The sequence below is a fragment of the Paracidobacterium acidisoli genome (assembly GCF_003428625.2).
GTDB lineage: Bacteria > Acidobacteriota > Terriglobia > Terriglobales > Acidobacteriaceae > Paracidobacterium > Paracidobacterium acidisoli.
Genome location: NZ_QVQT02000004.1, coordinates 303,095 through 315,783 on the forward strand (window position 1 = coordinate 303,095; position 12,689 = coordinate 315,783).

Here is a 12,689-nt window from a genome sequence, read left to right on the forward strand (position 1 = left end):
GCCGATGAGTCAGGAAGAGATCGCCTCCGCTGCTGCCGCTGCCGGAATCACCCTCGATCCCGCCATGCAGGCGCGATTCGCCGAATATCTTGCTCTTCTCCTCCGCTGGAATGCCCGGATGAATCTCACGGCGGTCCGCGAGCCTGACGAGATTATCCGGCGTCACTTTCTGGAATGCGCCTTCGCCGCCGGACATATTCCTCCATCCTCAGAAACCCTTCTTGATTTCGGCTCCGGTGCCGGACTTCCCGGCATCCCCATCTCCATCTGCCGTCCCGAACTCAGCATCACCCTGGCGGAATCGCAGACCAAAAAGGCTGCGTTCTTAAAGGAAGTCGTCCGTACCCTCAGCCTGAAAGCAGAAGTCTTCGCCGGCCGCGTGGAATCTATGACTCCTGGCCGTATCTTTGACGTCGTCACTTTGCGTGCCGTCGATTACATGGAGGCAGCCTGCCGCCTCGCGGCAGAGCGGCTTTCACCCAGCGGCGCGCTCCTGATCTTCGCCACCCGGCAAACCGAGGGGTCCATCCAGACCGCCCTATCCTCCATTTATTGGCAGGAATCCATCTCTCTCCCCGAGCTCGAGCGCGGCATTCTTATGATCGGCAATCGGCTCTAAGAAGCCGTTCACGCTTTGATGTTCCACGTGAAACACTTCCCGGGTTCGCATCTCAATCGACCTCTATGAAAGCCCTGAATGTTTCACGTGGAACATAAGTTTTCCACTACCCATCTAAAATCGCTCTCAGGCAATGCCACTCCGTCCTCGCCCATAAGCCGCCTGATCGCTATGAGTTACGACAGTACCCTCCGGGATGCGCCAAATTCTTCCACAGATTCCACCTCGTTCTGCACAGGCACTCCGCATTGCGCCGCCCCACCCCTCCCCGATACTCTTTTCTTCTCATGGGTAAGGTCCTCGCCGTTGTCAATCAGAAGGGCGGGGTGGGAAAAACAACCACCGCCATCAATCTCTCCGCTGCCCTCGCTCTTGAAGGACTGAAGGTCCTCCTCGTCGACTGCGACCCCCAGGCCAACTCCAGCGGCGGCTTCGGTGTCAGCCGCGACGACGACCGGCAATCGACCTACGATCTTCTCATCGGCGAAGCCTCCATCGAAGAACTCGCCCTGCCCACCGAGATCGAGACCCTCCGCCTCGTCCCCTCGCACAAAAACCTGATCGGCGCCAACGTCGAGCTCATCCAGATCGACCGCCGCGCCTATAAGCTGCGCGAGGCCATCGATAAAGTCCGCAGCCAGTATGATTTCGTGATCCTCGACTGCCCCCCGGCCCTCGATCTCCTCACCCTCAATGCCCTCGTCGCCGCCGACCGTCTCCTCGTCCCCATGCAGGCCGAATACTTCGCCCTCGAGGGCATCAGCGAGCTCATGCACACGCTCGACCGCGTCCGCGGCACCTTCAACTCCACGCTCGAGATCGAAGGCGTCCTGCTCACCATGTACGACGACCGCACGAATCTCGCTCAGCAGGTCACCGAAAACCTCCGCGAGTTCTTCAAGGACAAGCTGCTCAAGACGACCATTCCCCGCAATGTCCGTCTTGCCGAAGCCCCCAGCTATGGAAAGCCCGTCCTTCTCTACGATCCTCGCTCCCGGGGCTCAGAAAGCTACCGGGATCTGGCCGCCGAGCTGCTCGCGCGCAACCATATCGAGAGCCCAAAGGCGAAGGAGCGGAAAAAAGACGCCGCCAGCCGCAAAGATGTAACCGTAAAGTTCTGGCCATACGGATGACCCCGATACCATCCGTATAAAGACGGCGACATGCAGGAAAATCACACGGAATCAGACGAAGGAATTCCGCTTCGAACAACAAAAGCAGGTTCGGATAACAACAGAAGGACATAAACAAAGTAAGGACATAAATATGGGTATAGCCACGGAAGCTCCAAAACGTCGCGCTCTGGGCAAAGGGCTTGAATCGCTTCTGCCGCGCGTGCAGCCGGCCGCTGAGCCTGCAAAACCGTCGGAACCGGCCCCGGAGTCCGGCAGGCCGCGCGAAATTCCGCTCGACCAGCTCGACCGCAATCCCTGGCAGACCCGCTCCCGCTTCGACGAAGCCCAGCTCGCCGACCTCGCGGCCTCCATCGCCGCCACCGGAGTCGTCCAGCCCATCATCGTCCGTCCGCTGCCCGGCGGCCGCTTCCAGCTCATCGCCGGCGAGCGCCGCTGGCTCGCCTCGCAGCGTGCCGGAAAGGCCACCATCCCCGCCATCGTCCGCCAGGCCTCCGACGAGCAGTCAATGGAGATGACCATCGTCGAAAACCTCCAGCGCACCGATCTCAATCCCATGGAGCAGGCCCGTGCCTACGAGCGCCTCGGCCGCGAGTTCAGCATGACCCAGGAGCAGATGGCGAAGCGCACAGGCAAAGACCGCGCCTCCGTCGCCAACTTTCTCCGCCTCCTCCGTCTCCCGGTCGAAATCCAGGGTAAAGTCGAAGCCGGAGAGCTCAGCTTCGGCCACGCCCGCACCCTCCTCGCCCTTGAAGACCCGGAAACCATCCTGAAGGCCGCGCAGAAGGTCGCAGCCCTCTCCATGTCCGTCCGTCAGACCGAGAGCTACGTGCAGGGCCTCCTCAATCCCGAGCAGAAGCAGAAGGGCGACGAGAAGGTAAAGGAGCCGCTCGACCCCAACGTCCGCCAGGCTCGCGACGAGCTGCAGCGCTCCCTCGGGCTCAAGGTAAAGATCGAGGACAAAAAGGGAAGAGGCCGCGTCATCATCGAATACGCCTCGCTCGAAGACTTCGATACCCTCATCGACGTTCTCTCCCGCCAGCGCTCCTGATCCCGGCCGCCGGTTATCCTGCGCCCAGTCTGGTTCCGGCCCGCGTCGCCATAATTTGTAACAGTCGCGGTGCCATTTTCGCGCGCTTTTTTTCGGATGCCTGAAAACCTCTTCATGCTATCCTTGCCGGTCTCCGAAAAACTCCCGAGGAGGGCTGCACGAATGATTCAGCGCTGCAAACATTCGCTTGTCTTTCTGTTGCTTGCCACACTGCCCGCCTTCGCTGCGGACAAACACAAAAAATCGGAGCCCGCGCCGCCGGCTCCTGAGGTCGCTCCTTGGGACCAGCCGCAGCCTGCCGTCGAAAACCTCGATCTCGGCATGTACGCCCGCATCCGCGAAGAAGGCTTCAGCCACTCTCACATCATGGAGTACGCCTCCGCGCTCACCGACGACATCGGCCCGCGCCTCACCGGCTCGCCCAACATGGCAAAGGCCAATGCCTGGACGCGCGACCAGCTCACCGCCATGGGCTGCGCCAACGCGCATCTCGAGGACTGGGGCGACTTCGGTCTCGGCTGGCAGCAGCTCAACACCTGGGTCCGCATGACCTCGCCCGACACGGCCGTCTTCATCGCGCAGGCCACCCCCTGGTCGCCCTCCACCAGCGGACCGGTCACCGCGGAAGCCATCTCCGTCAACATCGAGACCGAACACGACTTCGAGAAATACAAAGGCAAGCTCGCAGGTAAGATCGTCCTCCTCGGCGCCATGCGCGACGTCCCGCCCGTCGACAAGGCTCTCTTCGAGCGTTACACCGCCGAAGAGCTCGAAAAGCTCGCCGAATACCCCGCCTCCGGCAATGACGCGGAAGATATGCAGCGCCGCATCCGCGCCTATATCCAGCGCAGCCGCCTCGTGGATCAGGTCGCGCAGTTCCTCGCCGACGAAAAGGCTGCCGCGGTCATCCGTCCCAGCCGTGACGCCGCTGACGGCGGCGGCTCCGGTGGAACCATCTTTGACGACAACGGCGCCGCTCTTGGCCGCACGCCCTACCTCGCCGATCACGCCGTCAAAGTTCCCGTCGTCGTCATGGCCATCGAAAGCTATGGCCGCGTCATCCGCCTGCTCGAGCAGCACGTCCCCGTCACCATCCAGATGGACGTCGAAACAAAATTCACCGGCGACCACGAGCACGGCTTCGATACCATCGCCGAAATCCCCGGCACCGATCCTCAGTTAAAGGACCAGGTCGTCATGGTCGGCGGCCACCTCGACAGCTGGATCGCCGGCACCGGCGCCACCGACAACGGCGCGGGCACCATCGTCGCCATGGAGGTCATGCGCATCCTCAACGCGCTCGGCGTTCATCCCCGCCGCACCATCCGCGTCGCTCTCTGGAGCGGCGAGGAAGAAGGCCTCTTCGGCTCGCGTGGTTACGTCCGCCAGCACTTCGGTTCCGCGCCGCCCTCGATCACGCCCGACCAGCTCATCCTGCCCGAATTCCTCCGCCGCGCCTCCGGCCCGCTCGAGCTCAAACCGGAACAGAAGCTCATCTCCGGATACTTCAACGTCGACAACGGCTCCGGCAAAATTCGCGGCGTCTATCTGCAGCAGAACGCCGCCGTCGCGCCCATCTTCGCGCAGTGGATCGCTCCTCTGAAGGATCTCGGCGTCACCACGCTCACCATGCGTAACACCGGCGGCACCGACCATCTCTCCTTCGACGCCGTCGGCATCCCGGGCTTCCAGTTCATTCAGGACCCGCTCGACTACGAGAGCCGCACCCACCACTCCAATCAGGATGTCTTCGAGCGTCTCCAGCCCGCCGATCTCCGTCAGGCCGCCATCGTCGAAGCCATCTTCGTCTACAACGCCGCCATGCGCGATCAGATGCTCCCGCGCAAACCCCTTCCGCACCCGGAGCAGCAGACCACTCCGCTCAAAGACCTCTTCCCCGGCGCAACCGAAGGTAATACAGGCGCGGTCGCCGCCAATATGTAGAGGGATCTGCATCTTCTTGTCGGAGAAAACGCCCGGGTGCCCCACCTTCGCGAGCCGGGGCCCCCGACGCACGCGGTGTTCGTGCGCTGGGGTGGAGAAGCTAAGGTGGGCGAAGCCAGCACCCCATGTCCGTGTGTTCGGACATGGGAGTGGAGACTCTCTCCTTTTGTCATCCCGACCGAAGCGGAACGTAGTGAAGCGCAGTGGAGGGATCTGCATTTCTCTCCTCTCGAAAAATCCAGGGTGCCCTATCCTTTGCGCCAATTTTGGCGCGAAGGGTGAGAAGGAAGAATTCAGGATCGGGGGGCGGAGAAAGAGCTTTCGTCTCGTATCAGGGCACGGCTTCAGCCGTGCCGTAAAGGCTTTCAGATACGACGGGCTTTAGCCCCTGTGCTTGGCGGGAAGGAACATCGGGTGCCCCATGTCCGGATTTTCGGACATGGGATCGCCCACGAAATGAACCAATGGATACTCTGGCCGCGAAGCGGCATTTGCCCGTGCGGACAGCACCCCATGTCCGTGTGTTCGGACATGGGAGTGGAGACTCTCTCCTTTTGTCATCCCGACCGAAGCGGAACGTAGTGAAGCGCAGTGGAGGGATCTGCATTTCCTCCTTCTGCGAAGAATCGGTGTGGGCAAAAGAAATGATGTAACAGTTACAGTGACGATTTTCCGTTACGGCGAGAGGCACCCTGCTTTTCGTCTGCTGCGCATCCCTCCGGCTCCTGCAGTTTTTGCCGCAGCAGGTCCAGAAAGGCCTGCATCGCCGGCGACATCCACTTGTCCTTGTGCCACAAAATATGCGTCGCAATATCGAGCTTCGGCCCCGTCCAGCGCAGCACCGCGATCTGCCGCTTCTTCAGCTCCGCTGCCACCACAATCTCCGGCAGCAGTCCAATGCCCATCCCCGTCGCCACGCACTGCTTCAGAGCCTCCACGCTTGAGAACTCCGTAACATTCCCCGGACGAATATTGAACGAGGCCATCATCTGATCGATCTTCAGCCGGTACGAGCAGCCCGACTCCGTCAGCAGCAGAACCTGTCCCTCCAGATCCTTCGGCTGCACCGCTCTCGCCTTCGCCAGCGGGTCCTCCGGATGCGCGACGAAGAACACCCGCTCCAGCCGCAGCCGCTCCGCCAGCACCTGCCCGCCGCCCGCCGTATCCGACATGCGGATCGCCATATCCAGCCTGCCGCTCTCGAACAGCTCTGAAAACGGCTCGTTTCCGTAAGGCCGAAAGATCAGCTCCACCTTTGGATAGCGCTTCCGGTACATCTGCAGTACCTGCGGCAGCCGGTAGGTCAGCACGCTCTCCGGCGATCCGATCCGCAGCGGCCCCGAAGGCTCCGCGTCGAACTTCACCGCCCGCTGTCCCTGCTCCATCGCCGCCAGTGCCTGCTCCGCATGCGGAAGAAAGCGCCGTCCCGCGTCGGTCAGCACCACGCGCTTCGCCAGCCGGTCGAAGAGCGGCGAACCCAGCTCCTCTTCGAGCGCTTTGATCTGCGACGTCACATTCGACTGCACGGTGTTTACGCGCTCCGCCGTGCGCGTGAAATTCAGCTCTTCGGCCAGAACGCAGAACGTCTGAAGCTGCCGCACTTCCATCGCATCCCCTCCATCCATCTCTGAAAGAGATCGAAATCATTCTAACAATCCATTGGACGAATCGTCAGGCCGGATCGAAACTCACCCCAGTGATATCCCATCCGGTCCCGCAGACGGCGCGCAGCCCCGAATTTGAACGCCGGAAGCGGATAGCCGGCCGATCGCCCCTCGCGCCGTGTGCAAAGCACCCACCGCTACGGGAAAGGAAGAACCATGATCTCCGCAGGAACCCCGCTTCGCCACAGTCTCACCCTCCCGGCCTGCATCCTCTTCGTTGCGGCATCGTTCGCCCTCCGGTCGAGACCGCTGCGCGCCGAAGCCTCGCCGCCCCACACCACCCTCATCTTTTATGGAGATCCCCACATGAAGGAGTCGCTCTGGCCCGCTCTCTTTACCATCCTGCAGCAGGATCTCTCCGCGCGCGAGGGCGAGCTCGCCGCCGCCTCCATGCTCGATCCTGCTCCCGAGATGGTGCGCGGCATCAGCTTTCCCTCCGGCAGCTCTGCCCGTCCTGCCATCGTCGTGCGCCTCAGCGGCCGCTGCGACATCCTTCCACAGGCCTGGTCGCCCGTCTACAGCGGCCCCCTCGGCTGGGTTACGGAGCTGCATGGCGTCATCCGCCCCTACATCTACATCGACTGCGCCCGCATCGTGCAGCTTCTCAACCAGCGCGCCCTTGGCATGAATAAGGAGCAGCGCCGCTCCGCCATGTGCCAGGCCATCTCCCACATCCTCATTCACGAGTGGATTCACATCGCCACGCAGAAAGCGGCGCACACCTCCGGCGGCATCGAAAAGGCAAACCTCGGCATCGACGAGCTCATCACCGCTCCCGCCAGCCCCGCCGCGCATACCTCCACCGGCCGCTGACCTCCATCCACTCTGTAAACCCATCAAAACCCGGGTGCCAAATCACGGGTGCCCCACCTTCGCCGCCCGTCGTGGGCGGCCAAGGTGGGAGAAGGACATTTACGGGCACGGAATACCCGAGACGGGAACCGCCTTCCGGCAGAATCTTCCTGCAGAAGAGCAGTCTCTGCCGTGACGAAGTATCCTTGAAACAGACCTATGTCATCCACGCAGATTCAGATTCAGCTTCCCGACGGCTCTCTGAAGTCCTTCCCCGCCGGCACCACGGCCTTCCAGGTCGCCGAAAGCATCTCGCCTCGCCTCGCCGCGGCCTCCATCGTGGCGCGCATCCGCCCGTTGCATGCGGCCGCCGCCATTACCGCCACCGGCGCCGAGACCGAAGCCTCCATGTACGCCGCCGAAGATCACAGCGCCGAGCGCCTCGTCGATCTCTCCACGCCGCTCGTGGAAGACGTCGCGCTCCATCTCCTCACGGAGAAGGATCAGGACGCGCTCAAAGTCGTGCGCCACTCCGCCGCGCACGTCCTCGCCACCGCCGTCCTTGAGCTCTTTCCGGAAACGAAGCTCGGCCACGGCCCCGCGACCGACGCCGGCTTCTTCTACGATTTCTACCGCCCCACGCCCTTCACGCCCGAGGATCTGAAGCTCATCGAAGGCCGCATGGCCGAGATCGTTGCCCGTGACGAAAAATTCCACCGCGAGTTCGAGCCCCGCGACGAGGGCCTCGCCCGCTTCAAAGTCGACAACGACTTTATGAAGATCCACTTCATCGAGCGCTTCACGAAGCCCGGCGAAGAGATCTCGCTCTACCGCAACGGCCACTTCGTCGACTTCTGCCGCGGACCGCACGTCCCCTCCACCGGCCGCGTTAAAGCCTTCAAAGTGCTCTCGCTCGCCGGAGCCTACTGGCTCGGCGACGAGAAGAACCCGCAGCTCCAGCGCATCTACGGCACCGCCTTTCTGTCGAAGAAAGAAATGGACGAGCACTTCGTGCGCCTCGAAGAGGCCGCAAAGCGCGACCATCGCGTCCTCGGCAAACAGCTCGATCTCTTCTCCATTCAGGAGGTCGCCGGAGCCGGCCTCATCTTCTGGCACCCCAAAGGCGGTATGATCCGTAAGATCATGGAAGACTGGATGCGCGAAGAGTGTATCCGCCGCGGTTACAATATGGTCTTCACGCCGCACGTCATGCGCTCCAGGCTGTGGGAGATCAGCGGCCACGCAGGTTTTTACTCGCAGAACATGTTCACGCCCATGGAGCTCGACGACGCCGAGTATCGGCTCAAGCCCATGAACTGCCCCGGCCACATTCTTATCTATAAGAATTCCCCGAAGAGCTACCGCGATCTCCCCGTGCGGTACGCCGAGCTCGGCAACGTCTACCGCTACGAGCGCTCCGGCACCATGCACGGCCTGCTGCGCGTCCGCGGCTTCACGCAGGACGATGCGCACATCTTCTGCACGCCCGAGCAGATCGAAGACGAAGTCGTCGCCTGCATCGACTTCGCCGAAGCTGTGCTGAAGACCTTCGGCTTCAGCGAATTCAAGGTCGAGCTCTCCACCTGGGACCCGAAGGACCGCAAAAGCTACGCCGGCTCCGACGACAAGTGGGACCTCGCCATCCGCTCGCTCGAAAGCGCTCTCGAGCGAAAGAACATCCCGCACACCGTCATCCCCGGTGAAGCCGCCTTCTACGGCCCCAAGATCGACATCAAGCTCGTCGATGTCCTCGGCCGCCTCTGGCAGCTTTCGACCGTGCAGTTCGACTTCAACCTGCCCGCGCGCTTCGAGCTCGAATACGTCGGCGAAGACGGCGAGCGCCATCAGCCCGTCATGGTGCACCGCGCCCTCTTCGGCAGCGTCGAGCGCTTCTTCGGTGTCCTCATCGAGCACTATGCCGGAGCCTTCCCGCTCTGGCTCTCGCCCGTGCAGATCGGCATCGTGCCCATCAGCGAGCGCCACCTCGACTACGCGAACAAGGTACAGCAGCAGTTACAAAATGCCGGTTTCCGCGTCGAGCTCGATGCGCGCAACGAAAAGATGAACGCCAAAATCCGCGATTTCACCATGCAGAAGCTTCCCTACGTCCTCGTCATGGGCGACAAGGAAGCCGAAGCCGGCGCGGTCAGCGTGCGCGCCCGCGGCAAGGGCGACCAGGGCTCCGTCCCGCTCGGGGAATTCATCGCCCGCGCACAAACGCTCGAGACCGGAAAAAGTAAGGATCTCTGAGGGCGTTGCCCTCGGGTCTCGTATCAGGGCACGGCTTCAGCCGTGCCGCAAAGGCTTTGAGATACGACGGGCTTTAGCCCCTGTGCCTGGCGGGAAGGAACATCTGCTGCCCCATGTCCGCTTGTTCGGACAGGGAGTGAAAGCTCTCTCCCCATTGTCATCCCGGCCGAAGCGGAACGGAGTGCAGCGCAGTGGAGGGATCTGCATCTTTTCTCCTCCCGAGGAATCCCCGGTGCCCCATCCTCTGCGCCAATTTTGGTGCGAAGGGTGAGAAGAAAGAATGCAGGATCGGGACGGAGAAGGAGCTTTTCGTCTCGTCTCAGGGCACAATTTCAGCCGCACCGCAACATGCGCGAATCTTCCGGACTGCTACTCGACCGGCTTCGCCTTACCGCTCTTCAGCGCCTGATCCAGCATCATCTTCATGGTGGTGTTCGCCTGCTCGGCAACCTTCGACTGCTGCTGGCCGAGCTCTGCCTGTTGCTTTCCCAGTTCTGCCTGCTGCTCGCCCAGCTTCGCCTGTTTCTCTCCCAGCTCCGCCTGCTGGCCGGCCAAATGGCTCTGCAGCGCCCCAAGCTGCACCTGCACATGCGCAAGCTGCTGCTGCATCGCGCTCATATCCGGCCCGTGTATCTGGTCCAGTTCTTTTAATTGTAACTGTAACTGTTTCGTATCCACCGACACGTCGGGGATCGTGATCTTCAGGTCCGGAGGCAGCTTCTTCAGCTTCTCCTGCAGATCGGCCATGCGCTGCTGGTTGAACTTCTGCGCCTGTTCAATCTGCTTCTGCAGCATCTTCGTGTCGATCGACACGTGAATGTCCGGAACCCGAATCTCCATTCCCGCCTGCAGCCGCCCCAGCGCCGCCTGTTCACCGCCCAGCCTGGCCTGCTGCTCGCCCAGTTCCGCCTGCCTCCGCCCCAGATCGCTCAGCGGAGCATACAGATTCCGCGCCTGCTCCACCAGCGCCGGGTCGTCGATCACATAGGCCTTTCCCTCATGCCGAAACAGAATGTAGGAGCCGTGCTCCTTCCCCTGCAGCTTCTGCACGTCGCCAAAGAATCTTCCTTCGCCCGCGCCTGAGAGGCGCATCGTGCCATTCGAAACGATCGTCCACCGGTCCTGCCCATCGTCGTCAGAGTCATTTTGCCCGACCACCGGCCCTGAAATCAGCATGCCCTGCTCCGGCCCAGCCCTCTGCAGTATGACTGGTCCCGCCACCACACCCGGTCCCGCCTGCAGCACCATCACCGGAGCCGCATCGTCCGGCGCAACTGGTCCAACCGGCTCCGTCCTCACCACCGGCGCGTCATCCTGAGCCGGCACCGCCGTATTTTGGGAAGCAGGATTCGCCGTAACCTGTGGTGCAGCTGTCTGTGAATCCGTCCCCGCTGCACTTTGTGGAGCAGCACTCGTCTCCGGATTCGCCTGCACCACCGGCGCCGCTCCCGCAGCCTGTGCCGAAGGTGCCGCGGCCGCGGTCGAGGGCGCCGCAGTCTGTACCGGAGCCGTCTGCGCGACCGGAGCCGTCTGTTTAGCCCCCGCCGCCTGCACCACCGGCGAAGCCGCCGCCACAATCGCCGCCGGAACCAGCACCAGCGCCGCCATCGCATGAATTCTCGAAGATGTGAATGCCATCCTGAACTGCCTCTCTGTCAGTAAAAGCTCGATCCGTTTACGAAGACTCGCCCGCCGCAGCCCCCATCCCGCAATCGACATCCCCGTCATCGCCGCCATGCGCGCCGTCCGCCGCGGCATCGCCGCAAACTCCAGCAGCACCTCCGCATAGCTCGACCGGTCTTCCGCCTCTTCCGCCGCTGCGCGGTCGCTCATCGCCTCGCCCAGCTCCGTCAGCCGGCGCTTCATCCACCAGCTCACCGGGCTGAACCAGAACACGCTCGCATACACCCGCGCCGCCAGCTGCAGCCAGAAATCGCCCTGCCGCACATGCGCCCGCTCATGCGCCAGCACCATGCGCAGCTTGCTGCGGTCCCATTCCGTATACGAAGCCGGCAGCACCACCCCGGCCCCAAACGTCACCGGCGTCGGAACCTCCCCGCTGATCCGCACCGCGCACCGCGGCTCCAGCAGCGCCGAAGCCTCTTCCGCCCGCGCCCAGATCCGCATCGCCATCGCCAGCCCCATCAGCAGTCGCAGCAGCAGCAGCACACTCACGCCCATCCACACCACTCCGGCCCACCGCTGCGCATACGCCGCCAGCTTCCGCCCGATCGCCTCTGCGGAAGCTCCCGCCGTTGCCGTCTTCGCCGCCACAGCAGGATGCGTCGCCACCGGCCACGCACCGCCCTCCGCCACCGGATGCACCGCGTAATCAATCCCGCCCGCCTTCGGCTTTTGGTGCCGCACCGTGCTCCGCGGCACACTCGGCCACGCCGCTGTATCCACCGTCGCCGCGGTCTTTCCCGGCTCCTGCCCCGGAGCCGCTGCCGTCTCCCTCACCGGAACCGCCAGCCAGCGCTCCACCGTGCCGTTCGCCGGAAGCACCGGCCACCGCATCAGCGCCGGCATTGCCACCGACCCCAGCAGCACCAGACCCCACGCCAGCCGCTGTGCCCGCACCTGCCTCACGCCGCCCAGGCGCAGCCCGGACCACACCAGTCCCGCCAGCACCGCCGTGCGCGCCGCCGGCTCCAGCGCCATCCGCCCCAGCCGCTGCGCCGTCATCAGCAGCGTGTGCGCGCTCAGCCCGTCCGCAAAGCCTGTCCAGGTCATTTCTTCCCTCCTTTGGCCGCCGCAATCCTCTCCGCCAGCCGCTGCAGTTCCTTCCGGTCCAGCACCGCCGAATCCACCATCCCCACCAGCAGCGCCTCGACCGACCCGTCGCAGAACCAGTCCACAATCCGCTTTACGGCCCGCCCGGCCACCGCGTTCCGGTCCTCCGCCGGCCGGTAAAGATACGTCCGGTTCTCCACCGTATGCGCCAGATAGCCCTTTTCCTCCAGCCGCCGCAGCACCGTCCGAATCGTCGACTCCTTCAGCGGCCGCCCCAGCTCCTCGCGCACCCGCTCCGCCGTCATCTCGCCGTGCTGCCACACCAGTTGCAGAACCGCCCGCTCCAGTTCGCCCAGCTCCACCGGATCGTGCAGCGAATCGTGATTCCCAGTAACGCTACTCGTCATAATGCTACAGACAGTAGCATTAACGCAGAAACCCCGTCAACCCCCAGCCAACCCCTTTTCGCAAATTCCGAAAGATACACCGCGTGCCCCATGTTC

The 12,689-nt window shown here is 63.1% G+C and carries 9 protein-coding genes; 6 read left to right on the plus strand and 3 right to left on the minus strand.

The window, feature by feature from the left end:
* Positions 1–4: 4 nt before the first annotated feature.
* The 4 genes from rsmG (at position 5) to D0Y96_RS12385 (ending at position 4,747) form a co-directional block, all read left to right on the plus strand.
* A complete protein-coding gene (gene rsmG, locus D0Y96_RS12370; RefSeq protein ID WP_117300306.1) occupies positions 5–619 on the plus strand; it encodes a 16S rRNA (guanine(527)-N(7))-methyltransferase RsmG in 615 nt (204 codons plus the stop codon).
* Positions 620–906: 287 nt separating this feature from the next.
* Entirely contained in the window at positions 907–1,752 is an 846-nt protein-coding gene (locus D0Y96_RS12375; protein WP_117300309.1) for a ParA family protein, read from the plus strand.
* A 133-nt stretch (positions 1,753–1,885) separates the two neighbouring features.
* Positions 1,886–2,803 carry a ParB/RepB/Spo0J family partition protein gene (locus tag D0Y96_RS12380; protein ID WP_117300311.1) on the plus strand — a complete coding sequence of 306 codons (918 nt, stop codon included), beginning with the start codon at positions 1,886–1,888 and terminating at the stop codon, positions 2,801–2,803.
* Between the two features lie 162 nt (positions 2,804–2,965).
* On the plus strand, positions 2,966–4,747 hold the full coding sequence (locus D0Y96_RS12385; protein WP_117300313.1) for a M20/M25/M40 family metallo-hydrolase: 1,782 nt from the start codon (positions 2,966–2,968) through the stop codon (positions 4,745–4,747).
* Between the two features lie 656 nt (positions 4,748–5,403).
* On the opposite strand, the gene D0Y96_RS12390 is transcribed toward D0Y96_RS12385, so the two are convergent.
* Entirely contained in the window at positions 5,404–6,354 is a 951-nt protein-coding gene (locus tag D0Y96_RS12390) for a LysR family transcriptional regulator (protein WP_158562369.1), read from the minus strand.
* A gap of 213 nt (positions 6,355–6,567) precedes the next feature.
* Between D0Y96_RS12390 and D0Y96_RS12395 the strand changes: the two genes are divergently transcribed.
* Positions 6,568–7,224: a hypothetical protein gene (locus D0Y96_RS12395; protein ID WP_117300317.1), complete on the plus strand. Its 657-nt coding sequence runs from the start codon at positions 6,568–6,570 to the stop codon at positions 7,222–7,224.
* 198 nt (positions 7,225–7,422) lie between these two features.
* Positions 7,423–9,453, plus strand: coding sequence for a threonine--tRNA ligase (gene thrS, locus D0Y96_RS12400; RefSeq protein ID WP_117300319.1), 2,031 nt, complete (start codon positions 7,423–7,425; stop codon positions 9,451–9,453).
* Between the two features lie 369 nt (positions 9,454–9,822).
* Here the strand turns inward: thrS and D0Y96_RS12405 are convergent, their stop codons facing one another.
* A complete protein-coding gene (locus tag D0Y96_RS12405) occupies positions 9,823–12,186 on the minus strand; it encodes a M56 family metallopeptidase (RefSeq protein ID WP_117300321.1) in 2,364 nt (787 codons plus the stop codon).
* Positions 12,183–12,593 carry a BlaI/MecI/CopY family transcriptional regulator gene (locus D0Y96_RS12410; protein ID WP_199480266.1) on the minus strand — a complete coding sequence of 137 codons (411 nt, stop codon included), beginning with the start codon at positions 12,591–12,593 and terminating at the stop codon, positions 12,183–12,185. The genes D0Y96_RS12405 and D0Y96_RS12410 overlap by 4 nt, the downstream gene beginning before the upstream one ends.
* Between the last annotated feature and the right edge of the window lie 96 nt (positions 12,594–12,689).